General features: G+C 49.5%; 21 protein-coding genes. 12 read left to right on the top strand and 9 right to left on the bottom strand.

Annotated elements, in window-relative coordinates:
- Nucleotides 1–90: 90 nt before the first annotated feature.
- A complete protein-coding gene (locus BWI97_RS13205) occupies nucleotides 91–342 on the bottom strand; it encodes a DUF6582 domain-containing protein (RefSeq protein ID WP_094808250.1) in 252 nt (83 codons plus the stop codon).
- A 136-nt stretch (nucleotides 343–478) separates the two neighbouring features.
- Between BWI97_RS13205 and BWI97_RS28345 the strand changes: the two genes are divergently transcribed.
- Together BWI97_RS28345 and BWI97_RS13200 are read left to right on the top strand one after the other, a co-directional pair.
- A complete protein-coding gene (locus tag BWI97_RS28345; protein ID WP_233207843.1) occupies nucleotides 479–619 on the top strand; it encodes a hypothetical protein in 141 nt (46 codons plus the stop codon).
- Nucleotides 620–633: 14 nt separating this feature from the next.
- On the top strand, nucleotides 634–3,240 hold the full coding sequence (locus tag BWI97_RS13200) for a TonB-dependent receptor domain-containing protein (protein ID WP_233207842.1): 2,607 nt from the start codon (nucleotides 634–636) through the stop codon (nucleotides 3,238–3,240).
- 244 nt (nucleotides 3,241–3,484) lie between these two features.
- On the opposite strand, the gene BWI97_RS13195 is transcribed toward BWI97_RS13200, so the two are convergent.
- Complete coding sequence (locus BWI97_RS13195) at nucleotides 3,485–4,258, bottom strand: hypothetical protein (protein WP_146010932.1); 774 nt, start codon at nucleotides 4,256–4,258, stop codon at nucleotides 3,485–3,487.
- A 385-nt stretch (nucleotides 4,259–4,643) separates the two neighbouring features.
- On the opposite strand from BWI97_RS13195, the gene BWI97_RS13190 reads away from it, so the two are divergent.
- The 5 genes from BWI97_RS13190 to BWI97_RS13170 all read left to right on the top strand — a co-directional run bounded on the left by BWI97_RS13190 (nucleotide 4,644) and on the right by BWI97_RS13170 (nucleotide 12,327).
- Complete coding sequence (locus BWI97_RS13190) at nucleotides 4,644–5,837, top strand: glycosyltransferase family 87 protein (protein WP_102201304.1); 1,194 nt, start codon at nucleotides 4,644–4,646, stop codon at nucleotides 5,835–5,837.
- A gap of 37 nt (nucleotides 5,838–5,874) precedes the next feature.
- The gene (locus BWI97_RS13185) at nucleotides 5,875–6,582 is read left to right on the top strand and encodes a glycosyltransferase family 2 protein (RefSeq protein ID WP_233207836.1); all 708 of its coding nucleotides are present in this window, start codon (nucleotides 5,875–5,877) and stop codon (nucleotides 6,580–6,582) included.
- Entirely contained in the window at nucleotides 6,557–7,339 is a 783-nt protein-coding gene (locus BWI97_RS13180) for a polysaccharide deacetylase family protein (RefSeq protein ID WP_102201302.1), read from the top strand. Before BWI97_RS13185 ends, BWI97_RS13180 begins: the two co-directional genes overlap by 26 nt.
- A 432-nt stretch (nucleotides 7,340–7,771) precedes the next feature.
- Nucleotides 7,772–10,843 (top strand): amidohydrolase family protein, encoded by a 3,072-nt coding sequence (locus BWI97_RS13175; protein WP_102201301.1) that lies wholly within the window; start codon nucleotides 7,772–7,774, stop codon nucleotides 10,841–10,843.
- A 188-nt stretch (nucleotides 10,844–11,031) separates the two neighbouring features.
- Nucleotides 11,032–12,327 carry an amidohydrolase family protein gene (locus BWI97_RS13170; RefSeq protein ID WP_102201331.1) on the top strand — a complete coding sequence of 432 codons (1,296 nt, stop codon included), beginning with the start codon at nucleotides 11,032–11,034 and terminating at the stop codon, nucleotides 12,325–12,327.
- A gap of 354 nt (nucleotides 12,328–12,681) precedes the next feature.
- On the opposite strand, the gene BWI97_RS13165 is transcribed toward BWI97_RS13170, so the two are convergent.
- On the bottom strand, nucleotides 12,682–13,623 hold the full coding sequence (locus BWI97_RS13165; protein WP_102201300.1) for an NAD(P)-dependent alcohol dehydrogenase: 942 nt from the start codon (nucleotides 13,621–13,623) through the stop codon (nucleotides 12,682–12,684).
- A gap of 146 nt (nucleotides 13,624–13,769) precedes the next feature.
- Between BWI97_RS13165 and BWI97_RS13160 the strand changes: the two genes are divergently transcribed.
- The 3 genes from BWI97_RS13160 to BWI97_RS13150 all read left to right on the top strand — a co-directional run bounded on the left by BWI97_RS13160 (nucleotide 13,770) and on the right by BWI97_RS13150 (nucleotide 16,749).
- Nucleotides 13,770–14,309, top strand: a complete 540-nt coding sequence (locus BWI97_RS13160; protein ID WP_102201299.1) for an RNA polymerase sigma factor — start codon at nucleotides 13,770–13,772, stop codon at nucleotides 14,307–14,309.
- A gap of 267 nt (nucleotides 14,310–14,576) precedes the next feature.
- A complete protein-coding gene (locus BWI97_RS13155; protein ID WP_094808264.1) occupies nucleotides 14,577–15,260 on the top strand; it encodes a response regulator transcription factor in 684 nt (227 codons plus the stop codon).
- A 100-nt stretch (nucleotides 15,261–15,360) separates the two neighbouring features.
- A complete protein-coding gene (locus tag BWI97_RS13150) occupies nucleotides 15,361–16,749 on the top strand; it encodes a HAMP domain-containing sensor histidine kinase (protein WP_102201298.1) in 1,389 nt (462 codons plus the stop codon).
- 63 nt (nucleotides 16,750–16,812) lie between these two features.
- On the opposite strand, the gene BWI97_RS13145 is transcribed toward BWI97_RS13150, so the two are convergent.
- Nucleotides 16,813–17,286 carry a DinB family protein gene (locus tag BWI97_RS13145; RefSeq protein ID WP_094808261.1) on the bottom strand — a complete coding sequence of 158 codons (474 nt, stop codon included), beginning with the start codon at nucleotides 17,284–17,286 and terminating at the stop codon, nucleotides 16,813–16,815.
- A 192-nt stretch (nucleotides 17,287–17,478) separates the two neighbouring features.
- Here BWI97_RS13145 and BWI97_RS13140 point away from each other — a divergent pair, with 192 nt between their 5' ends.
- The gene (locus BWI97_RS13140; RefSeq protein ID WP_102201297.1) at nucleotides 17,479–18,735 is read left to right on the top strand and encodes a sulfite oxidase; all 1,257 of its coding nucleotides are present in this window, start codon (nucleotides 17,479–17,481) and stop codon (nucleotides 18,733–18,735) included.
- Between the two features lie 36 nt (nucleotides 18,736–18,771).
- Nucleotides 18,772–19,164, top strand: a complete 393-nt coding sequence (locus tag BWI97_RS13135) for a hypothetical protein (protein WP_102201296.1) — start codon at nucleotides 18,772–18,774, stop codon at nucleotides 19,162–19,164.
- 564 nt (nucleotides 19,165–19,728) lie between these two features.
- On the opposite strand, the gene BWI97_RS13130 is transcribed toward BWI97_RS13135, so the two are convergent.
- The 5 genes from BWI97_RS13130 to BWI97_RS13110 form a co-directional block, all read right to left on the bottom strand.
- Nucleotides 19,729–20,265: a YceI family protein gene (locus BWI97_RS13130; protein WP_102201295.1), complete on the bottom strand. Its 537-nt coding sequence runs from the start codon at nucleotides 20,263–20,265 to the stop codon at nucleotides 19,729–19,731.
- Nucleotides 20,266–20,293: 28 nt separating this feature from the next.
- Complete coding sequence (locus BWI97_RS13125) at nucleotides 20,294–21,208, bottom strand: DUF5777 family beta-barrel protein (protein WP_233207835.1); 915 nt, start codon at nucleotides 21,206–21,208, stop codon at nucleotides 20,294–20,296.
- Between the two features lie 34 nt (nucleotides 21,209–21,242).
- Entirely contained in the window at nucleotides 21,243–21,713 is a 471-nt protein-coding gene (locus tag BWI97_RS13120; protein WP_199182008.1) for a ubiquinol-cytochrome c reductase iron-sulfur subunit, read from the bottom strand.
- Nucleotides 21,714–21,828: 115 nt separating this feature from the next.
- Nucleotides 21,829–23,175 carry an outer membrane beta-barrel protein gene (locus tag BWI97_RS13115; RefSeq protein ID WP_102201294.1) on the bottom strand — a complete coding sequence of 449 codons (1,347 nt, stop codon included), beginning with the start codon at nucleotides 23,173–23,175 and terminating at the stop codon, nucleotides 21,829–21,831.
- Nucleotides 23,168–23,749, bottom strand: a complete 582-nt coding sequence (locus tag BWI97_RS13110) for an RNA polymerase sigma factor (protein ID WP_094815561.1) — start codon at nucleotides 23,747–23,749, stop codon at nucleotides 23,168–23,170. Before BWI97_RS13110 ends, BWI97_RS13115 begins: the two co-directional genes overlap by 8 nt.
- Between the last annotated feature and the right edge of the window lie 20 nt (nucleotides 23,750–23,769).

Genomic DNA, 23,769 nt, shown 5'->3' with positions numbered 1-23,769 from the left:
TCAGAAAACTGAGTATGTCTATTGCTGTACCACAAGATCTTACCCATCGAAAGCTTTCTCGTATAGATACTCTTAAAGGAATTAGCCCTTTCAATCATCTTCCAAACTAATGTCGTGCTTTTCAGCCGCCCGACGGATGCGGTCTTTGATGAGTTCGACCTCGTCGGAATCATACTTGGCTGCATTGTCTTTATGATGAATGTAGCTCCAGGCAGCCCGAATGTGTTCGGGGGTATCGATCGGATACTTATGATTGGTGGTATCAGCGAAAGGAACATCGCCGTATTTGCGTTCGCCTTCTTCAGGATTGACATCCTCCCGACGATCAATGTGCGTGCTCATGGTCTTTTCATGTTAGGGTGAAAATCATAACCTTGAATGGTACAAAGGGCATGCCAAGGATTAGTTCAGGAACGTGCTAGTATAGTGTTTTTGCGAGTAACGAATAGGTATACGTTTTGCAACAAAACTCCATTCTATGAAACACCTAATTACTTCCAAACTCTTCTTTTTGCTCATTGGTATGCTGCTGCCGGGCCTGACGTTTGCCCAGCAGGCTACCTTACGCGGCAAGGTTACTTCCGGTGGCGAAGCCTCGTCGGAGCGACGGTTACGGTAGGCCGCTCGGGAGCCCTGACCAATGCTAGTGGCGAATACAGCCTTTCGGTATCCCCCGGTACACTGACGGTGATGGCCGGTTTTGTAGGATACAAAAACCAGACGCAAACCGTGACCGTAGCCGCAGGCGAAACGGCCACGCTTGATTTCGCACTGGAACCCGGCGTTGAACTCAACGAAGTGGTGGTAATCGGGAGCCGTTCGCAACCGCGTACGCAACTGGACTCGCCCGTACCCGTCGATGTACTCGACGTGAAGCGACTCACCCGCGATGCTCCGCAGGTGACGCTCAACCAGATTCTGAATTACGCCGCTCCATCGTTCAGTTCTAATACGCAGTCGCTCGGCGATGGTACGGACCACATTGACCCGGCTTCCATTCGCGGGTTGGGTCCCGATCAGGTGCTGGTACTGATTAACGGCAAGCGGCGGCATACGTCTTCACTGGTAAATGTGAACGGTACGGTAGGCCGGGGATCGGTCGGAACGGATTTGAACGCGATTCCCGTATCCGCTATCGACCGAATTGAAATTCTGCGGGATGGAGCTTCGGCCCAGTATGGCTCGGATGCCATTGCCGGAGTCATCAACATCGTTTTGAAAAGTGCAGTCAACCACTTCGACGCCAACGTGACGACGGGCGGGTACATCACCCAGAGCAACGGAAAGAATATTCAGGATGGACAAAACGTACAGGTCGCACTGAATTACGGGTTGCCCTTGGGTGAAAAAGGTGGTTACATTAACTTCTCCGGCTCATTCGACCAACGCGAACCGACCAATCGGGGAGGCGTATACAACGGGGTCATTTACCCGACGTATCCCGGCGGGGCAGATGATACCGAAGGCTTTCTGGCCCGCACCAACACTACGCGTGAAGATTACAGCCTGATTGTCGGACAGTCGCAGTTCCGGAGCGGTCAGTTCTTTTTCAATGCCGCCGTGCCGCTGGGAAACAACGCCGAGATTTATTCTTTCGGGGGCCTGGGTTATCGTCGCGGACTTTCGCCCGGCTTTTACCGGTATCCCAATGATGCCCGAAACGTACTGGAGGTCTACCCCCTGGGTTTTATGCCGTATATCGGGTCAGACATTTACGATCGCTCGGTCTCCGTGGGAATTCGGGGAGATGTAAACGACTGGCACATTGACTTCAGTAATACCCTGGGACAAAACCAGTTTGAGTTCCGGGTTGAAAATTCGATCAATGCTTCTTTGCTGACGGCGTCGCCTACGGTATTCCGGGCAGGTGGTCCACGGTTTACGCAAAACACATTCAATCTGGATTTTACCCGAAAATTCGATGTTCTGAGCGGATTGAATCTAGCGTTTGGGAGTGAATACCGCTTCGAGCGTTACCAACTGCTGCCCGGTGATCCGAACTCGTATACGAATTACGGTACGGCCCGGCAGGTTGGCGTAGATGCCACGGGTAAACCTATTCTGATTCCCGATCCAGCCGGTCCGGTCAATACCCTGTTTGGACCCAACGGTTCGCCGCGTCCCGGTGGGGCTCAGGTGTTTCCGGGCTTCCGGCCGGAGAATGCGGTGAATGCCAATCGGACGTCGGTAGCGGCATACGGTGAGGTTGAATTAAATCTGAGTGAAGCCTTTTTGGTGGATGGAGCCATTCGGTACGAGAACTACAGTGACTTCGGCTCGACGCTGAACGGGAAAATCTCGCTTCGCTACAAAATCACCGATCAGATCGCCGTCCGGGCTTCGACCAATACGGGTTTCCGGGCTCCTTCGCTGCAACAGCGATATTACACGAATACGTCTACAGTCTTTACGAATGGAGTAGCGAATGAAGTAGGCGTATTTCCCAACAACAGCCGGGCGGCCCAACTGGTGGGTATTCCGAGTCTGCGTCCCGAGAAATCACAAAGTGTGAGTGCAGGTGTAACCGGTAATCTGGGGTCGTTTAAGGTAACGGTCGATGGCTATTTCACCCGGATCAACGACCGGGTTATTTTCACGGATCAGTTTGCGGGAAGTAATGCCGCCAACGCTTCGGAAGCCGACCGGCAGTTGTACGACATTCTCTTACAGGCTAATGCGACCCGAGCCCAATTTTTCGCCAACGCTATCGATACGGAAACCAAAGGAATCGATGCGGTATTGACCTACAGCGAGCGACTGGGGCGGGGAACCTTGCGGGCGGATTTAGCGGGTTCTTTCTTCCAGACTCGGCAGGTCGGTGCGGTAAAAGCCTCCGAGTTGCTGCAGGGCAAAGAGGATATATACTTCAGTAATGCCAGCCGGATTTACCTGGAACGGGCCATTCCCAACAAAAAAGTGAATCTGACACTCACGTACAATCTGGGTAAGTTCAACGTTTTTTTGCGGAATAATTACTTTGGTGGCGTGACCGAAGCTGTCAATGCGATTGAGCGACAACAGTATTACACGCCTAAAGTCATTACGGATGTTGGTTTAGGCTACTCGATTGCCAAACCCGTCCGGATCACGATCGGGTCTAATAATCTGTTTGATGTATATCCCGACCGTATGACCGTCGCGGCGAATTCCAACAGTGGTCAGTTTCTGTATTCGCGTACGGCTAATCAGTTTGGTTTCAACGGTCGTTATGTCTTTGGCCGGGTAGAGATCAATCTGTAACGAAGTATCGAATCCTGCTTTGTAAGCTCCGGCTCTTTCTGGGTTTATGAAGCAGGATTTTTATTTTATATCTGCTTGCTGTTACCCCGTATTGCATACGGGGCTATTCCTGTTGGACCCCTGCGGGGTTGGCGAGGGTCAATGGATAGAGGTTTCTTACCCCTTGGTACAAGTTTGGAAACCTGCACCAGTATTCGCCTCTTTAAGCGAATAGCATTTACGACTAATTACCACGCAGGACAGCTTACGGCAACCGGTTTACCGATAACACAAAACTCTGCAAATCCTGATTTAGTGAACGAATGCTGGATTGCAACTGATTGAGCAAATCGGCCCGGTCGTGCAGATCATCGGCCTTGTACTTGCCGCCTTTACCGAAAAGCAGGTTTTGCTTCCGGCCTTCCGTTTCACCATCAAACTGTAAGGTCAGCCAGCGATCGCGAATGGAACGAATGATGCCTTGTTTGTGCTCGTTACTAAAGCTCTTTTCGTTCAGCATGTACCAGATGAAAGGCGTATAGATGCTGGATTGCTGGGGTACCTCCCAAATGTCTTTCAATACATTTCTCGGATGATTGAAGGGTACTTTCCGACCCTTAATCAAGCTACTGCCCCCCAGACCCCCACTCAACAAACCGCCTACCAGACCTACAACGTTCTGCGTAGCATCGGATGAAATACTAACGGTAGCGATGGTCGTAACGGCTCCCACGGCGATAGAAGCTACGGTAAGCACGTCGTTGCGGTTGTTGGCTCGTTCATCCAGGTACGAAGCCAGCTGATCGGCCCGTTCACCTTCACAATCCAGCTCAGCCGAGAAAGAATTCAGTTCGGTGGTGACAAGCAACAGCCGATTCTGTAATTCATTCTTGATGTGCAGGCGTTCAACTTTTCCCTCTAGAGAAGTATCAGACTGATTGTGAACTAGTTTGTGTAGAAAAGACAAGGTTCCCGTAGCATTGGCCATCAAAATATCGTGGTCAGAGAAATAGGGTATTAAGTCCGTCGCACGACGCAAAAGAGAGTCCGCATTGGAGCTTGGAACATGCGTATTTTTTAGGTTAAAGGCTGGCGTACAATAACTAGATCGCACGGATGGATGAAACCGCGAACAACTAGTTGTAAGAAAGAATACTCCTAAGAAAAGTACAATAAAAATGTTTTTCATACGCAAGGTGCTTCAGGTTGATTGAGCTAATAGTGCACTGGGTTAGTGAGACGTATATAGGAATTTTTTGGTTGGAATGCCCTTATTAAGCGACGTTCTTAACGGAAGAATTAAAAGTTAGAAATGAATTAGATTAAAAAGTACATTAAAATAATTTAATTCTTATTAAAGGAAAAAAAATAGCGATTTATCAGACCTGAAAATACATTTGCTCAATTCGTTACTCACCCCATTTATGAAATCTATCAAAGCATTCTTTTCAAAAGAAGGAACGGTGCTTCTGAGTTTTTTGCTGCTTGGCGGAATTATTGGTGTGCAGCATATTTTTGAAGGCCCCAAGTCCTACAACAATTACCTGATTTTCAGGCAGTCTTTCCTGCACGTACTGGCTGGTACGAATCCCTACGTCGAGTATCCTTCCGAGTACTTCGATATTTTTCTGTACCATCCCAGTTTTACGCTGTTTTTCAGTCCGTTTTCCTATCTGCCCATCTGGGTTGGTTTAATAATCTGGACCGTAATCAGTTCCTACGTGCTCTTTTACGCGATTCGTTCGCTACCCATCACGCATTCACAAAAGCTATTTTGCTGGTGGTTTGTTTTCATTGAACTGAGTTTCGCTCTGCATTATCAGCAAACCAATCCGCTCATTACGGCATTGGGGCTGCTGACCTTTTCAAACCTGGAAAACGGGAAAACGGGTAGAGCGGCTTTGTTTCCGCTGTTGGCCTTCTGTATCAAGGGCTACGGGCTCATTTTTGCGGCTCTGTTTGTCTTCTATCCCCGGCCCGGTCGGTACATCGCTAGTTCGGTAGGCTGGTTTTTATTATTAAACCTGTTACCGTTGCCAGTACTGGGGTGGGATCGGTTTCTGGAAGTGTATCAGCAGTGGATTGCCTGTTTGCAGGCGGACTATAAAGTAAACTATGGCTTTTCAGTCATGGGTTTGCTGAAGCTAATCTGGCCCGCGTTTCAGGCCGTTAGCACCGTGCAGATCCTGGGCGTGTTGCTACTGGCGGCAACCTGGAGTATCTACTGGTTGAAATCACGGGTTCAACCCTTAAATCTGACGACCCGTTTAAGTTTACTGGCTTATGTACTGCTCTGGGTAATCCTGTTTAATCACGCGGCCGAAGCTCAGACGTATATCATTGCCGTTCAAGGTGCAGCTCTGTACATTTTACTTGAAAAAGAACGGTATCCCCGTTGGGCGGCTCTCTGCACGCTACTGGTATTTTTTCTAACCGTTCTCTCGGCTTCCGATGTTTATCCGCCCCTGTGGCGAAGAACATTCTTCTACCCTTATCTCATTAAGGTGATCCCCTGCACGCTGGTCTGGTTTGTTTTACAATTTGAATTAATTAGTCGTGGGCTTCAACAACGTAAGCACCGAATCTCAGAAAGTCAGTATCGTTCTCCCGTGCTATAATCCGGCCCGTGGCTGGAGTGATCTGATTCTGAAACGTATGCAGGAACTGCGGGCAGTTTTACCAGCGTACGAACTTGAGTTTATCCTTTCCAATGACGGTTCCACCCGTTTGCAGACGGAAGAAGTCAATCGCATTACCCAGGAAGAAGGAATTATCTTTCTAAATCACCCGGTGAATGAAGGCAAAGGTTCCTGCATTCGGAAGGGGGCAGCGTATTCGCACGGTGAATTCATTGTGTACACCGACCTTGATTTTCCCTTTGGCATTGAACCCATCGTACAAATGGTTTCGCTCTTGCACGATAATCCAGGCTGTCAGTTCGTGTACGGAGCCCGTACGAAAAGTTACTTCAAACAATTACCGCTGAAGCGAAAGGTTATTTCGTACGGCCTCAAAATGCTAAACCGTGTATTATTGTCCCGAAAAACCAAGGATACACAAGCGGGTATTAAAGCGTTGAAACGTGAAGTGCTACAGGACTTACTACTGACGAAAACCAATTCATTTGTGTTTGAAATCGAGTATATGTGTAAGCTGATGCAGAAAAAGGTAGAAATACAATCTATCCCGGTCCAACCTGAACCTAACCTGGTATTCACGGATTTTTCTAATAAAACGATCTGGCGGGAGTTAGTAAATCTGATTTGGATCTACGCCCATCGCCGGGTAGAGGCAGTTCCGCAGCCAACCATTCGTACCAACCATTCATCCGAAACGTATGCAGGCGGTTACGCTGACTTTTGATCTCGAAGAATTTGATATTCCCGAAGAGTACGGGCAGACCGTACCCGATTCGGAGCAGATGGAGGTGACCCGACGAGGAACCGAAGCCTTACTGGCCTTGCTGGCGGCGTACAACATCAAGGCTACTTTTTTCACGACCGGTCACTACGCCCGGGTCAATCCGGACTTACTACAGGCGGTGGCCCGCGATCATGAAATCGCTTCACACGCTTTGTATCATTCACCCCGGCACATCTTTGAGATGGACGATGTCCGGCAATCCAGGGAAATTCTGGAAGAACTGACGGGGCAGCCGGTTACGGGTTTTCGTATGCCCCGTCTACAGCCCTTTGATCGGGGGAAATTGCGGGCGTATGGGTTTCAGTACGATGCTTCCGTCAATCCGACGTACTTACCCGGACGGTACAATCTGCTGCACGAAAATCCGCAACCACACGTGCGGGATGAGCTGATCGAATTGCCCAGTTCCACGACGCCCCTGTTGCGATTGCCCTTATTTTGGCTATCGTTCAAAAACCTGCCTCCGGCTCTGTTTCGGTACTGGGCTGTACGGACTTTGCAAAAACGCAAAGTCCTGATGTTGTATTTTCATCCCTGGGAATTCACGAATATTCAGGCATATCAATTGCCTGGGTACGTAAAGCGAGTGGATGGCAAGGCTTTGCTGGCCCGCCTTGAAAAGTTGATTCAGACGCTACAAAAGCAGGGAGCCTCTTTTATGACTTGTCAGGAATATATCCGGACAAGTATGGTTTGAGAATAGAGAATGTATGGAAGTGGTTAAGCGAACCGATGGAAGAGAGGCCGTCGGTTCGTTGCGTTTGTTGGAAGACATGATACCCCGCATTTCATACGGGGCTATGTGCATTGAACCCCTTTGGGGGTTAGGAGTACTCAATTGAAAGACGCCGCTGGTGCAAGTTTCCAAACGTAACCAGCTTAAAAGTCAGTAAGTCGTAACAACGTGTGTTGAGAGTTTACTGTGGAGAAGAATGCAAAGATGATTTGCTTATTCCCGATTCAAATTTGGTTTTTCTATATAAAATAGCACGAAAATTAGGACTTCTGCCTGACGTCGCAACTTTTCTTTTACTCGTCGTCGGTTTAGATAATCTTTCTTTTGTCTTTTATCAAGAAGGTTATCTTTGATTTTTGTATCATTTTCCACATCAACATCCTTCATCTTCCCATGAAGAAACGAGTACTTTTCTGGCTATGCCTCGTCCTTTGCGGCGTCCGAAGCATGGCTCAAACGCCAACGTTCCCCACGAATGGCGTACAGGACGACCGCCCCAATCGGGTCGCGTTTACGAATGCAACCATTGTGACCAATGCCCAGACTACGCTGGAAGGAGCTACGCTGCTCATCAAAGGGGCGTTGATCGAAGCCGTAGGGAAAGACGTAAAAATTCCGGCGGGTACGCAGGTCATTGATCTCAAAGGCAAGCGAATTTATCCTTCGTTCGTGGAAGGCTACGCCGCCTACGGGATGCCCGAAGTCAAGCGTGAAGCGGGCCGCATGGGCCGCGGAACACCGCAGATGGAATCCAAAAAGAAAGGAGCCTTTGGCTGGAATCAGGCGGTACTGCCGGAACTGAAGGCCGCCGAAGTGTTCACTACGGATGCCAAAGAAGCCGCTGAATTACGCAAAATCGGTTTTGGCTCCGCCATCACGCACTCGCAGGACGGAATCGTTCGGGGTACGTCCGCACTGGTGGCCCTGCTCGACGGTCGCGATCAGGAAGCTTTGCTGAAAGGCAACGTTTCGGCCCATTATTCCTACTCCAAAGGAACGTCAACGCAGGATTATCCCAACTCACTCATGGGTTCGGTAGCCCTGATTCGTCAGACGTATTACGACGCTCAGTGGTACAAAGGGCTGAAAGGCAAGACGGAAACGAACCTTTCGCTGGAAGCCTTCAATCAGAACCAGTCCTTACCGCAAGTTTTTGAAGTAACTGACAAGCTGGGCGTACTGCGTACGGCAAAAATCGGGAAAGAATTCGGCGTGAACTACATCATCAAAGGCAGCGGCGATGAGTACCAGCGACTGCCCGAAATCAAGGCGACTGGATTATCGCTGATTCTGCCCGTAACGTATCCGACGGCTTTGGATGTAGAAGATCCCTTCGATGCCAGCGTGGTCGATTTAGCCGCGATGAAACACTGGGAAATGGCTCCCGCCAACGCGGGTCTACTGGCGAAGGAAGGCATTACGTTCAGCTTCACTTCGTCGGGATTACGCAACAAAGCCGATTTCCTGGCCAACATTCGTAAAGCCATCGAAGCAGGTTTGGATGAGAAAGCGGCTCTGGCGGCTCTAACTTCCGTACCTGCTCAGTTGATGAAAGTGGAAGATCTGGTGGGTAGTCTAAAGCCGGGTATGCTGGCGAATTTTCTGATCTCTTCGGGTAGCCTGTTCAGCGAATCAAATACGCTGTACGAAAACTGGGTGAAAGGAAATCGCTACATCGTAACGGACATGAACGCCAGCGATTTCCGGGGTTCGTATGATCTCGCGGTAGGGTCACGTCAGAACCTGAAATTGAACATTACAGGTACGACCGATAAACCAACGTATCAGATTCTGGTGGATACGGCAAAGGTGACGCCGAAAGTGACTCGGCAGGGCGATCTGCTGACCCTTTCGTTTAAGTTCAACAAACAGGAAACGGGTGAAAACCGGATTGCGGCGTACTATGATGGCAAGAATATCAAAGGCGATGGCTTCGATGCGGCGGGTAATCCGTTGACCTTCGTAGCGACGTACCGTTCGGCTCCGCCCGTGGGTCGGCCCCGTCCGGATTCAGCTCGTAAAGCTATGGCTCCGATGGGTAAGCTGATTTTCCCCTTTACGGCGTATGGTGCCGAACAAAAGCCCAAAGCCGAAACGATTCTGATTAAAAACGCTACGGTCTGGACGAATGAAAAAGATGGAATCGTACCAAATACGGACGTTCTATTGCAAAACGGCAAGATTGCCCGCGTAGGCAAGAGCCTTTCTACGCCTTCGGGTGCGAAAGTGATTGACGGTACGGGCAAGCACCTCACTACCGGAATCTTCGATGAGCACTCGCACATTGGTCTGTACTCGGTGAACGAAGGTACGCAGTCCGTTACTTCGGAAGTACGGATGGGTGATGTCGTAAACTCCGAGGATGTGAACATTTATCGTCAACTGGCAGGCGGCGTAACGTCTTCGCAACTGCTACACGGATCGGCTAACTGTATTGGTGGGCAATCGGCGGTCATCAAGCTGAAATGGGGGGAAACGCCCGAAAACCTGCTGATTCCCGAAGCTCAGTTCATCAAGTTTGCTCTGGGTGAGAACGTGAAGCAGGCCAACTGGGGCGATGCCGCCCGCGTACGCTTCCCGCAAACTCGTATGGGCGTGGAGCAGGTGATGATGGATGCCTTCATTCGGGCGAAAGCTTACGAGAAGGAGTGGAAAGAATACAATGGTTCTTCGAAAAAAGCAGGTACGACGGCTCCCCGTCGCGATCTGGAACTCGATGCCCTGGTAGAAATCCTGAATAAAAAACGGTTCATTACCTGCCACTCATACGTACAGTCGGAGATCAATATGCTGATGAAAGTGGCCGATTCGCTGGGTTTTACCATCAACACGTTTACGCATATTCTGGAAGGATACAAAGTAGCCGACAAGATGAAAAGCCACGGAGCAAACGGTTCGACGTTCTCCGACTGGTGGGCGTACAAGATGGAAGTGAAAGACGCCATTCCGTACAACGCCGCGATGCTTTCGAAAGTGGGCGTGAATACGGCCATTAACTCGGATGATGCCGAAATGGCTCGTCGCCTGAATCAGGAAGCGGCTAAAACGGTACTGTATGGCGGTGTTTCCGAAGAAGAGGCCTGGAAAATGGTAACCCTGAATCCCGCCAAAATGATGCACCTCGAGAATCGTCTGGGTAGTATCAAAGCCGGTAAAGATGCCGATGTAGTACTCTGGAATAACAACCCGCTGTCGGTATACGCCAAACCCGAAAAGACCATCATTGAAGGAGCAATTTATTTTGACATCGAAAAGGATAAAACGCTGCGGAAAGAAATCGATACGGAACGTAACCGTCTGATTCAGAAGTTGCTGACGGCCAAGGCCAGCGGTGCCGCTACGCAACGCCCCACGGCACAGCGTCCGCGTCACTTCCACTGCAATACGCTCGGTGGTTTGTCGGAAGAAGAAGGCCACATGCGTTTCTTCGGTCAGTTTAACTGCGATGGTTCCTGCGGTTTTTAAAACTAGTTTGAGGTGGGATGCGGTTTGAAGTTTGAAAAGGGTTTAAGAAAGTTTGAAATGGGAGCGGGGCTACGAAAAGGTGCGAAGGACATATGTTGTTCGAACCTGACACCTATTCAAACTTGAAACTTATTCAAACCCGTTCAAACCTAAAACCCCTTCAAACGTCACTTTCCAACGATCTTTATATGAAAAAAATACTATTCACAGTACTGGCGTTCAGTGCTTTATTGAAAACGGCTCAGGCTCAGAATGAGGCGGCGGCCAAACCCCAGACGAATCCCATCGCTCTGACGGGCGGTACCATTCACGTGGGGACGGGCGAGGTTATCCAGAACGGAACCGTCATTTTTGAAAAGGGAAAAATTACGTACGTCGGCAGCGGTACGCCGAGCTTGCCCGCGGGTACGCAAAGCATTTCGGTAACGGGAAAACACGTGTACCCGGGCCTGATTTCGCCTTCCAATCAATTAGGTCTGGTGGAAATTGCTTCTGTACGGGCGACTAACGATCAGGAAGAGGTAGGCGATTACACGCCCAACGTTCGGGCTTTGATTGCCTACAATACCGATTCCGAAGTAATTCCGACCGTTCGCGGCAATGGTATACTACTCACGCAGGCCACGCCGGTGGGTGGCGTAATCTCCGGCATGTCTTCGGTCATGCAGCTCGACGGCTGGAACTGGGAAGATGCCGTACTGAAGAAAGATGACGGTGTGCATCTCAACTGGCCGGGTTATTTCCGCCGGGGGTACAACTTCGAAACGGGCTCTTTTAGCGTGGGCAAAAATGACCGCCGAGAAGAGCAATTCCGGGAGCTGGAGAAGTTTTTCGGCGATGCCATTGCCTATGCTCAGGTTCCGGCCAATGATCCCGTAAATATGAAGCTGGAAGCCATGCGGGGTTTGTTCGACGGAACGAAAAACCTGTACATCGCCGCCGATTATGGCAAGGAAATCATTGAAGCCGTACGCTTTGCCCAAGCCAAAGGGGTGAAAAAAGTTGTCATCATTGGTGGAGAAGAATCACTCATGGCGGCTGATTTCCTGAAAGAAAACAATGTACCGATTATCGTCAATACTACGCACCGACTGCCCAACCGTACGGACGACGACACGGATCTACCCTACAAACTGCCGTATCTGCTCAGTCAGAAAGGTTTGACGGTAGGTTTAGGTTACGTCGGACTCAACTGGCGTACGCGAAATCTGCCCTTTCTGGCGGGTACGGTAGGTGGTCACGGCATGACACCCGAAGAGGCTTTGAAGCTGGTTACGCTCAATAACGCCAAAATTCTCGGGATCGATAAAGTGGTGGGTTCCCTGGAAAAAGGCAAACACGCCACCCTGATCGTTTCTACAGGAGACATTCTGGATATGCGGACGGCGAAAGTGGAGCAGGCCTATGTACAGGGTAAATCCATCAATCTGGATGATAAGCAGAAACGCCTGTACCGGACATTCTCGGAGAAATACAGCAAGTGAGGGTAGTTTACCGTTTCCGGTTTGCTGTTTTCAGTGGCCGTTAGGGGTTTGGAGTTTAGGGTTTTGAGTGTTGACCGCAGCCGTTTAGGATACACCGCTCATCGCTCGCCCCGATTTATAACCGTCATGGAATGACCGTCATAAATCGGGGCGGTGATGGTCTCGCGTCTTAGATGCGACATATCAAGTGAGAGATTTAGATAGATAGATTATTAAACAGAACTGGCCTGCGTCCCAATTGCAATCGAGGACGCAGGCCAGTTCTGTAAACTGAGAACCTCAAAGGGAAAGCCTGAATGGCTGCGGTCGCCACTCAAAACCCTAAACTCAAAACCCTAAACTCCAAACTGTAAACTAACTAATCTTTATCGCCACTTTCCCCACAAAATGTCCTTCTTCTAATTTATGATGAGCCTGAGCGATTTGTTCGAGTGGGAAGGTTTGGGCTACCAGGGGTTTGAGATGTCCGTCCTCCAGAAGAAGTTTGATTTTTTCCAAATCCTCGGCATTGGGCTTAGCCATAAACATCTTCATCTGTTTCCGAAACAGTAAATCGATACCCGTTTCTACAGCACTTCCGAAGTCTTTAGCGTCTGGTCGTGTGGTTACGTAATATGCATCGTCTTTCAGGTGGCCTTTCACTTCGGAAAAGGAGAACTTGCCCGACGCATCAAAAATCAGATCGTATTTTTCGGTGGGCGGAAGAGTTTCTTTTTCATAATCGATCACTACATCGCAACCTAATTCACGGGCTGTTTCCAGATTTTTCCCGCTGCACATTCCCGTGACGATAGCCCCCCAGCTTTTGGCAACCTGCACGGCGATACTACCGACACCACCGGTACAACCGTTGATGAGCACATGATCGCCCGCTTCAATTTTCCCTTCATCGACAAGCCCCTGCCAGGCAGTCGTAGCTACCAGCGAAAGGGAGCCCGCTTCTTCGTAACTAATAGTTTCCGGTTTAAGAGCAGCGACGCTGTCATCCACCGCTACGTACTCAGCGTAGGCCCCGCCCGTAATAGGGCTGACGTGGCCGAATACCTGGTCGCCAATTTTAAACTTAGGGGACTTGGTAGCCACGACGGTGCCGCTGAAATCGCTGCCAATAATTTGTGGTCCGAACAGTCCGGAAGCCAGTTTCAAACTGCCTGACCGTACCAGTGCGTCAACTGGATTAACCGATGAGGCTTCATTACGAATAAGAATTTGTCCTTCTTTAAAATCAGGGGTAGGTACTTCCTTGATTTTAAACTGATCGGCAGAGCCGTATGATTCTAATACTGCTGCTTTCATGGTAGGGTTGGTTTTAATCAAAATCTTGGCTTGTACTAAAGTTGTTCCAGACGGACTTTAATAGCGATTTAATACTGATTTAAATCCTCCTTAACGCTCAGAGCGGAACTTTGACCCAGTCAATCGGCTATCAATTGCCTATTCTTATGCAAACGGTCACTTTCCAGCCTGAAAATCGCTTCGGTACTTTCAATGCCATCGTGAAAGCATACGAGCGTAAACTGAATTACCACATCCGCCGCTACGTTCGCGATCCGGAAGATGCCCGCGACGTTACGCAGGACGCTTTACTCAAGATCTGGCAGGGATTACCCAATTTTCGGGGTGACTCGCAACTGTTCAGCTGGATGTACCGCATTGCGACGCACGAAGCTCTGAATTTCCTACGCCGACAGAAACACCAGGTAGGGGTTCCAGCGGATACAGAATTGATGGAAAATCGAACCGTATTTGCCGACGTAGATACGACCTGGAACGGGGAAGAAGTTACCATTTGGCTAAGACAGGCCATTGAGGCTCTCCCTGAAAAACAGCAGATGGTTTTCCGATTACGGTACTTCAAGGAATTGCCCTACGAAGAAATTGCTACCCAAACGGGTACGTCGGTAGGAGCCCTGAAAGCGAATTATCACCTGGCAGTTCAGAAGGTAGAACGGTTTATCCTAAGTCGTCGGAATGACTTTTAGAAAGATTAACGAAGGGAGATACCTGATTTTTTAGCCCTTCATTTAGAGGACAAAGAGGTGTTGACAGAACCATACGTGAAAGCGAAGTTGGGGAATGAGCAACACCTTTCACGGAACGAATACAAACCAGCGACTGGATTAAATGTAAGCTAATCGGGTCACTGGTTTCGCTGTTACTGAATGCATTCAATCAATAAATAGCAGAAACGGATGATGCTCTATCAAAATATTGCTACTTTCCGGGAAGAAAATGTACCAACGATACCGATGAAAGTACTAATCGTAGAGGATGAACCTAAATTGGCGGCTTTTGTCAAACGAGGATTGGAAGCGGAGGCCTTTGAAGCACAAGTTGCCTACGATGGATTGATTGGCCAGAAAATGGCCCTGAGTGAATCTTTTGATGTGATTATTCTGGACGTCAACCTGCCTTACGTGAATGGCTTTGACTTAGTCAAGAAAATCCGAAACGAAGGAATCAATACCCCCGTGCTCATGCTGACGGCCCTGGGCGAACTGGAGGACAAAGTCACCGGCCTTGATTCAGGAGCGGATGATTATCTGGTGAAGCCCTTTGAATTCAGGGAGTTACTAGCTCGTCTGCGTTCACTACATCGTCGCAGTCAGGCGGGCCCGATGACACAACATGTATTGCAGGTGGCTGATCTGGAGCTGGATCTGGAAGAAAAGGTAGCCCGCCGGGGTGGCAAGCGAATTGACCTTACTGCCAAGGAATTCAGTCTGCTGGAATATCTGATGCGAAACCGGGGGCGGGTTGTTTCCCGGGTGGATATTGCCGAAAAAGTCTGGGATCTTCACTTCGATACCGGCACCAACACCATTGAGGTATACATTAACTTCCTTCGTAAGAAAGTCGATAAAGACTTTTCCCAGCGGCTCATTCATACCGTCATTGGTATGGGGTACGTGCTACGGGAAGAGGGGGTATAGGGGTCTCTAAACGTGTTTATATTCCAATAGGAAAGTCGTAAGTCTGTTGCGTACGGATTTACGACTTTCTGTCTTCTGGCTCAGAGAAAGCTTCGTTCGCATGTTGATCCGTAACAAACTCATCATCCTCTTTACGCTTCTGACTATGGGCGTACTGGGGTTATTTTCAACGTTCCTGTATTCGACATTTTCGCTGTACAGGCAGGTCATTTTCCGCACCCGCCTGACTGAAAAAGCCCAGACAGCGGCGAGTCTGCTGATTAATCGTCGGCATCAGTTCGACGATTTTTTCGATCAGCTCATGCAGAGCGACATGCTTACCATTGTGGATGAGCACATCATGATTTTTGACGAAAGGGGTACGATGGTGTATACCAACCGCCGGGGTCGACCTACGTCGGGCGTACTGAATTTCATCAAAACGCTGAAAACGCCGCTACCGGTATACGTTGCTTTGGATGAAAACGAAGCCGTAGGGATGGTCTATCAGGACTCGAGTCGGGTATTCCGCGTAGTAGCGATGGGCTACGACCAGGTGGGATTTACGCGTCTGATCATGCTGCGTCAGTTGATGCTCTGGGGGAATCTGGGAAGTGTGATTTTGCTGGTGGCGGTAGGGTACGTGTTTGCTCGTCGGGTTTTACGGCCCATTTCCAAAGCGATGGACGAGGTAGACACGATCTCGGTGCAGCACCTGGACCGACGGCTCGACGAAGGGAACCGTCGTGACGAAATTGCCCGCCTGGCCATGACCTTCAATGAAATGCTCAATCGATTACAGAAATCGTTTGAAGCCCAGCGTAGTTTCGTGTCCCACGCCTCGCACGAACTGCGTACACCGCTGACGAATATGCTGGGTACCCTTCAGATTTCCCACGATTACGACGAAGATCCCAGGGAACTCAAGGCTTCGATGGCGTCGACGATGGAAGAAATCCGGCAGTTAATCTCGCTGACGAATAGCTTGCTTTCCTTAGCTCGTACGGGCGAGGGACTGGTGGGGCTGGAAGTGATTTCAGTGGATGACTGCGTAACCAACGCCCTGACCCATCTGCACAATAAGTACCCCAATCGTCAGATTCGTTACGATTTTGGCCAGTTGCCCGAGGATGCGACCACGTTTTTTGAAACGTATGGGAACATGTCTTTACTGACTACCTGTATTCTGAATGTGATTGATAATGCCTGCAAGTATTCCGAAGGACCCGTAGAGGTATTGCTGAGTCAGGAAAAGATGATTACGCTATCCGTACGCGATTACGGTCAGGGCATCAGCGAAACCGATCTGCCGCATTTGATGGAACCTTTCTTCCGCAGTAATGAGGTATCGAACGTGAGCGGGTTTGGCATTGGTCTGGCCGTAGTGCAGAAGATTATCGGCTTGCACGGGGGGACCATCCAGTTTCAGTCGCAAGTGGGCAAGGGAACGACGGTTACGCTGAAACTACCCACTACTTCGAGTCAGAAAGCAATCATTGAAGAGAAATAAGTTCCAAAAGGGAAGGTTGCTTCAGGTAAAGCCAGAGATCGTCTCTGGCTTTACTTGGAAGAATTAGACGAGCATTTTTTTCAGATGAGCCATCTGGCCGCTGTGGTAGGCTTCGTGATGTAGTAAACCGTGCAGCAGCGTATAATAGTTATACCGCCGACCGGGTACGGGATCACTAAGTTTGGGCGTATGGATACGACTGAGTGTTTCCAGCAATTCGTCCTGCGTATCCTGTAAATTTTCCAGCTTTTCCTGCCACTCTTCTTCGGTCAGTTCGTTAATGACGGGCCAGTCGGCTTCGGAGTTAAGAATAATATCGTAAGTAACCGAGTCCGTTAGTTTTTCCAGAGCGAATACTCGCCAGTTGGTTAGGTGAACCACCAGTTCGGCTAGGTTATGCACCTGGGGTGAGGGACGATAAACGGCCATTTCGGCGGTTACGTCCGTCAAAATTTCACGGGTGCTGGGTCCGTGCCAGGCTTCTCCGTCATAGATCGCTTGTAATAAACCAGTAATACGTTCTACTTCTACTCGCATGATTGATGAGGCGTTTGTCGTAAGGTTATGATACGGCAACAATAGGATGGAAAATGAAGAAAAATAACCAGTTGGCGTCGATTCTTCTCAAAAAAGACCGTTTTTTGAGTTTAGTTTATCAAGGCGGGCTGGGTAGTACTAGAGAAATGGTTGGTTAGGGAAAAAGCTGATCCTGAGAGGCTCGGGAAACTCATGAATGACAATTTGAATAAAAATAGTATGCGTGTGAATAACCGTAGGAATTTCCTCAAAAAATCTGTGCTAGGCGTCGTGGGTTCGGTATGGAGCAGTGAACTAGTATATGCACTGCCTGCCGGTTACGTACCCCTGGGACTACATCCGGTAGACAACGATAAAGAAGCCCTGAAAGGGAAAAGTCCGGAGATGGTGGTACTCAACGACCGCCCCTGGAATGTGGAAGCCCCGGCTCATTTACTCGATGATGCCGTGACGCCCGCCGAGAAGATGTTTATTCGGAATAACGGCATCGTTCCCGAAACCATCGATAGCAAAAACTGGACGCTCACCATCAAGGGTGAATCGGTGAAGGCTACAAAAACGTACACCCTCGAAGAGCTGAAGAAACGCTTTAAAGTTCATACCTACCAACTCACGCTTGAATGTGGAGGAAATGGTCGGGCCGGATACTTTCCCAGTACCTCGGGAAACCAGTGGACGCAGGGCGGCATCAGCTGTGCGGAATGGACGGGTGTACAGCTAAAAGATATATTGGCCGATGCGGGTATTAAAGACGATGCCGTCTATATCGGTTACTACGGAAAAGATATTCACCCCAGTCGGGAGCCGGGTAAGGTCGTTATCTCGCGGGGTGTACCGATCAAAAAAGCCCTGGAAGACGAAACGCTGATTGCCTGGGCCATGAACGGAAAGGACATTCCCGTCGTGCATGGCTTTCCCTTGCGACTGGTTATCGGTGGCTGGCCCGCGTCCGTATCCGGCAAATGGCTCCATACGATTGCGGTTCGGAATAAAGTACACGATGGCCCTAAAATGACGGGCAAGAGCTATAAGGTTCCCATTGAACCCGTAGAGCCAGGGGTTGATCCGCCGGAAGATCAGTTTCGTATCATCGAATCAATGCCGGTGAAATCGCTCATTACGTATCCCCAAACCGGAGCGATGCTGGAGCTAGGAAAAACGCTGAAGCTACGAGGCCATGCCTGGGCGGGGGATCTGGAAGTAAAAAAACTGGAAGTGTCGATTGACTTTGGGGCCACCTGGCAAAAAGCTCAGCTACAGGCTCCGAAAAACCGTCTGGCCTGGCAACACTGGACGGCTGACGTACAATTTCCCCGAAAAGGCTATTACGAAGTCTGGGCCCGGGCAACGGACTCGCAAGGGGTGAGCCAACCGATGGTCATGCCTCAGTGGAATCCAGAAGGCTACATCAATAATTCCTGCCACCGGATTGCGGTAAAGATTGTTTAACCCCAGCCTACTGGGAATGTCAAAGGACTCGTACGTATGAAATACCTGCTCATTTTGTCCGCATTTGTGTTGCTGGGGAGCGTAGCCTTTACGACTCGGATTCCGGCGGAGGCTACTACAGGCCGGGTGTGGGCGGATTCTGTGAAGAAGGATCCGGAAACGGGTCTGGCCGTTGATTCAAACCTGCCCCTGATTAAAGCCCATTGTACCGCCTGCCATTCCAGCAAGCTGATTACGCAGAATAAGTTTACCCGCACGGGCTGGGTAGATAAAATTCGCTGGATGCAGAAATACCATAAACTCTGGGATCTGGGACCCTCGGAAGTGGCCGTACTGGATTACCTGGAAAAGTATTACGGCCCTTCCAAACAAACCTTTGATGGAAGACGAAAACCACTGGAAAAACCGAGTTGGTATAAGTTGAGGTGAGTTTTCAGTTTTCAGTTTTCAGTTTTCAGTTTTCAGTTTTCAGTTTTCAGTTTTCAGTTTTCAGTTTTCAGTTTTCAGTTTTCAGTTTTCGTAGGATAAAACCCGGTAAAGTTAGCGGGACGGGTTGTCCGTAGTATTCACTACGGACTTTTTAAGTTGGTAGGCTGTGCCTACCAGGCTGTACATACCCCGCATTGCATACGGGGCTAATGATATGGAACCCCTCCGGGGCTGGCGAGTTGGCATGCAGAAGCGGCTCTTTCGGATTTGCAATCCGAAAGCGATCGGAGAGGGATTTATAATCCCGTGCCTCACCAAGGTACCGCAAGCAAATCTCAGATTGTAATCTACAACAGCGAACATTGCTTAGCCCGTATGCTTCTTCGTAACTTTCTTTGAAGGCGTTACTTTAGTCTCACAAGCAGCGAGACTCACGGAGTATTGGATACCGTGAGTCTCGTAGATAACTTTCCGAAAAGGGCCTGAGAGAGGTCAGAAAAAAACGTTCTTATTGATACCTAAACCTCAGCTTTTCGGGTTAGATGGTCTTCCAAACGGAAGACCTTATTTCTTCTGCAACACAAACTGATTTTTTACATCAATAACCTCAGCAATTTTGGCGAAGACGAGTTTGGGTACTTCAATCTTGTGATCGACCAGAGCGACCTGTAAATCCGATTGCAGCGTGATCTTGTCCCCCTGTACGGTAAGTTTGCCCTTCATCGTACGGTCCTGCTTTACGCCGTGGATATCCAGGCTACCGGGAGCCGAAATGTCGTACGTTCCGGGTTTCGTCAGGTCGGGTAAATTCTGAACTTTTCCCCGAAACAGACCATACGGATACTTTTCCGATTCCAGGTAGTTTTCGTTGAAATGTTCCTGCATCAGTTTATTCGGAAAATTAAAATCCGTGATGGCCATGCGTACCACGATTTCGCCCGTCTGACTATTTAGCACAACGCCCACTTTCTTATTTACGGCAGAAATGTCCTCCACGGGAGTTTTGGAAAAGAAACGGGTTTCGCCCGTCTGCGTCAGGAAAAGTTGAGCATGAGCGGAAAAAGACAGAGCAAATGCCAACAGAAATGAAAGCGTTTTCATGGTCTGGATAAGAATTTAGGATGAGCAATTACCAGTCTTTTTTCGACTTCCGGTCGAAGCTAAAGGTGCGGGAAATGTTAAAGCCGTAATGAATATCTCCTTTGAAGAAATTGCCCGTAGCCTGACTCAGGAATTGCTTCTCGATCATGCCCTGCGAGTTGGTGAAGTGTAATTGAAAGACGTGACCGCCGGTTTCAATATCAACGCCTACGGCAACGGCATTGTAGGATTTTACGCCACCGGGAGCGGTTAGCTGGTCACTTTCACTGAGGAAACGGGCGTAATATTCGGCATTAATCGATACGCGTTTGCTGACTTTAAACCGTCCACCAATACCCACGGCTGGAATCGCTTTGGGGCCTTGTTCGGGCTTCGCCAGGGTGAGAAGCGTGGGCATGAGTTGCAGCGAAAAACGATCGCTGAATTTACGGGCAATCAAGGCCTGAAAAGTCCAGTTCTGGCGTTCGCCGTTGTTATAATACAGGGTGCTACTGGCGTTGCTACGCGTGGGTTCGGTGACGATGGCATCCGAAGCAAACAACGTAACACTCAGCGGTGAGCCCTGCGTACTCTGGCGAAGCAAGCGGTATTTCAGGTACAAATCGACGGTTTTCTGAATATTACTGCGACCTACGCCGGCCGTCAGTCGATCCGTAATACCGTATTCGAGGCCGAGACGGATCGAAGCTTCATCCAGGCCGTAGAAATTATCAACACCCGAATTAAGCCGACCAAAACGGTGCGAAATCAGGAAATCAAGGTGCTTACCCTTGACGGTCTCGACCGTATGACCATTAATCAGGCGAGTACCTTTAAACGTCGCTGAAGTAAACGTTTGGGTGGTAGGCTGATCCAGCGATTTAAGCAGATCATCGTCCTGAGCACGTACCGTCTGACTCAGGCATACGAATCCTAGAAGGAAGAAAAAAACGGAGGTTTTCATACAAAAGACGGGTGAAGAGCGGAACAAAAAACGACTATTCAAAAACGCGTAGCGTCGTGCCAGTAAGTTCAGTTTTGTACTGTTTGAGAGCGGCATTCGCAGGGCCTTGTACCACCGAACCCGTAGTGCTGAAGCGGGAACCGTGAGCGGGGCAATACAGATCATTCGTTCCGGTTCGGTACTCCACCGAAACGCCCTGGTGTGTACAGGCCTGAGACACGGCGATGTACGTGCCCGCATTGGTACGAGCGACGATGATGCCGTTGGTATACACGTAACCGCCGTTAGTAGCTAGTTTGGAATACGTCGCATTCGTCAGGTCAAGGGAGAGGTTGACGCCCCCAGTACCGCCATTGCCGGAATCGGGATCTACGGGATCATCTTTCTCATTTTTACAGCCCGAAAGGCATTGTTGCAGAATAATCGCACCGATACCGGTACCTACCATACTCATAAATTGTTTGCGGTCCATCGTCGCCATGTCGTTTACAGTTATAGGGTTCAAAAAGGGTAATACGTTTCAGAGTAGCCTTTCGGTTACGAATCATTACGGCCAACGCTAACGCAGCGTTGCACGCAAGAGGGAAATGGACGGTTAGCAGCTAGTAATGTTCTGTATACTAGAATTTTATAGTTGGCTTTTGTAAGTGGTAGCGAAGCGTAAAGAATATACCTTCCGTACGCAAACGCACGTTTCCAAAGCCTACACCTCCCAGCGGCATTTTTACGAAGGGTTCTATACGCAACTGCAAACGGGAGGTAATGGGTCGTTCGAAACCCAGCGATAGATTGACCGTGGCCAGCCAGTGATTTCCCGTACGCTTTTTTTCGATGTCGTACTCATAGGTGGTATATTGATACCGGTAATTCTCCCGTAGCATGAGATAAGACGTACTTCCCAGACTCACGAAAAATTGATTCTGTTTGATTTTCCAGGCATCAAAGGTCACACTGAGTGGCAGATCCAGCATCCGGCAAGTGGCGTCGATCTGGTCCGGGCGATGGTAAGTCGTCCAATATCCCTTATAGGGTCGGTAATCGTAACTGGTAGCGGCGTAGTTTTTAAGTGAGTAAATAACTCCGGCTGCTACTCGCCAGCGTGGGGCCAGCCGGTATTCCAGTTGAAGCCCCGTATTGACGCCCGTAGCCGCTCTTCTACCAGGAACGCGGGTGAAATCTGGCGACAACATCAATTGTAAGGCCCAGCGGGGTTGGGGCTGGGGTACCGAAGCCGCCGGCTCGTTGGACTGTTCTAAATCCGGAACCTGAAAAGCCAGGTCAACCGGTAACGCTTTCCAGGACAACGCGGTTAATGCCTTTATTCCCAGTTTCGTACTGCTCGTATCAGCAGAAACCGTAGGTTGAGGTACGGCTAACTTGGGTACCAGGTTCTCCTCTTCTCGCCGACGCGATTGCCGCTTGGAATAGTCGGGAATGGACTGCCTGCGAGAGTTAAAAGTCCGGGCTTTCCGAGGGCTTACGTCCGAAGCCACTAATGGAGCTTCGGAAACGTAGCGACTCGGCGTAGTTGGACGGTGTATTGGCTTTAAAGTCTTGCGTATGGTGGACGAACGGTTTACGGACGTATCCTCATTAGTTGTACGGATTGCTTTTTCTGAATCCGAAGCAGCTAATGGTGAGGCCTCCGGGTTACGCTGAGCGGATGAAGGCTGGGTTGTTGGTACTGATTCTACTTGAGTAGAGGGCTTGGTCGCACGTACGACCGCCGTTTCTGAGGGCTCCGTGCCCATTTTCGCCGGGATAGGTCCGTGACTGGCCCACCAGAATAAGCCCAGCATACTCAGCACCACCAGTGCCTCAATGAGCGTAAATCGTCTAACTGCCGATTTGAAATACTGATCCCCGCCGAGCTTTTGCTCCATGCGTTTCCAAGCCTCCGGATCGAACGGCGGTTCGTAGCCCGAGGCAGCCTGTCTGAACAGGTCATCCAGCTGATCATCAGACATATTTGGAGGATCGTTCTTCATGACTTTGTTTTAACAGCTCCCGCAGGTATTGTCTGGCTTTTGCTAAATTTGATTTGGAGGTGCCAACGGTGATGCCCAGTTGTTGGGCTACTTCTTCGTGCGAATAGCCGTCAATGACGTATAGGTTAAATACGGCCCGGTAGCCGGGCGTCAGTTGTTGTACTAATCCAATCAATTCTTCATAAGCCAGCCCGTCGAGCGGACTTTCGGTGTGGGAAACGGAAATACCTTCTTCCAGATTTACCTGGTGACTATGCTTAATGCTGCTTCGATACTGATCAATGGCTGTGTGAATGATGATTTTCTTGAAATAGCCTACGAACGACGGTACGGGTTCGTGTTTTTCAATCTGATAATGCGTCATGCCGTGAAAGACCTTCAGAAATCCGTCGTTGACTACCTCCAGACTTTCTTCTTTCGTCGGACAATACCGTGATGCAATACTCATCGCGAACGAATAAAAAAGCCGGTACAGTCGCTCCTGGCTTTTTCGTTCGTTCCGGGCACAGCCCTGTAGAAGGGGCAATAGCTCTGCGGGAGTGATTTTAATCACGTTTTGGCTAGTTTCAATCA

Origin of the sequence: Siphonobacter sp. BAB-5405 (assembly GCF_002872335.1) — a bacterium.
GTDB lineage: Bacteria > Bacteroidota > Bacteroidia > Cytophagales > Spirosomataceae > Siphonobacter.
This window is presented reverse-complemented; position numbering and strand designations above follow the sequence as displayed.

Excerpts from the sequence above, each read along its gene's own strand:
- BWI97_RS13205 (WP_094808250.1), bottom strand. The coding sequence starts at position 342 with ATGAGCACGCACATTGATCGTCGGGAGGATGTCAATCCTGAAGAAGGC.
- BWI97_RS28345 (WP_233207843.1), top strand. The coding sequence starts at position 479 with ATGAAACACCTAATTACTTCCAAACTCTTCTTTTTGCTCATTGGTATG.
- BWI97_RS13190 (WP_102201304.1), top strand. The coding sequence starts at position 4,644 with ATGAAATCTATCAAAGCATTCTTTTCAAAAGAAGGAACGGTGCTTCTG.
- BWI97_RS13185 (WP_233207836.1), top strand. The coding sequence starts at position 5,875 with ATGCAGGAACTGCGGGCAGTTTTACCAGCGTACGAACTTGAGTTTATC.
- BWI97_RS13180 (WP_102201302.1), top strand. The coding sequence starts at position 6,557 with ATGCAGGCGGTTACGCTGACTTTTGATCTCGAAGAATTTGATATTCCC.
- BWI97_RS13175 (WP_102201301.1), top strand. The coding sequence starts at position 7,772 with ATGAAGAAACGAGTACTTTTCTGGCTATGCCTCGTCCTTTGCGGCGTC.
- BWI97_RS13170 (WP_102201331.1), top strand. The coding sequence starts at position 11,032 with ATGAAAAAAATACTATTCACAGTACTGGCGTTCAGTGCTTTATTGAAA.
- BWI97_RS13165 (WP_102201300.1), bottom strand. The coding sequence starts at position 13,623 with ATGAAAGCAGCAGTATTAGAATCATACGGCTCTGCCGATCAGTTTAAA.
- BWI97_RS13160 (WP_102201299.1), top strand. The coding sequence starts at position 13,770 with ATGCAAACGGTCACTTTCCAGCCTGAAAATCGCTTCGGTACTTTCAAT.
- BWI97_RS13155 (WP_094808264.1), top strand. The coding sequence starts at position 14,577 with ATGAAAGTACTAATCGTAGAGGATGAACCTAAATTGGCGGCTTTTGTC.
- BWI97_RS13150 (WP_102201298.1), top strand. The coding sequence starts at position 15,361 with ATGTTGATCCGTAACAAACTCATCATCCTCTTTACGCTTCTGACTATG.
- BWI97_RS13145 (WP_094808261.1), bottom strand. The coding sequence starts at position 17,286 with ATGCGAGTAGAAGTAGAACGTATTACTGGTTTATTACAAGCGATCTAT.
- BWI97_RS13140 (WP_102201297.1), top strand. The coding sequence starts at position 17,479 with ATGAATGACAATTTGAATAAAAATAGTATGCGTGTGAATAACCGTAGG.
- BWI97_RS13135 (WP_102201296.1), top strand. The coding sequence starts at position 18,772 with ATGAAATACCTGCTCATTTTGTCCGCATTTGTGTTGCTGGGGAGCGTA.
- BWI97_RS13130 (WP_102201295.1), bottom strand. The coding sequence starts at position 20,265 with ATGAAAACGCTTTCATTTCTGTTGGCATTTGCTCTGTCTTTTTCCGCT.
- BWI97_RS13125 (WP_233207835.1), bottom strand. The coding sequence starts at position 21,208 with ATGAAAACCTCCGTTTTTTTCTTCCTTCTAGGATTCGTATGCCTGAGT.
- BWI97_RS13115 (WP_102201294.1), bottom strand. The coding sequence starts at position 23,175 with ATGTCTGATGATCAGCTGGATGACCTGTTCAGACAGGCTGCCTCGGGC.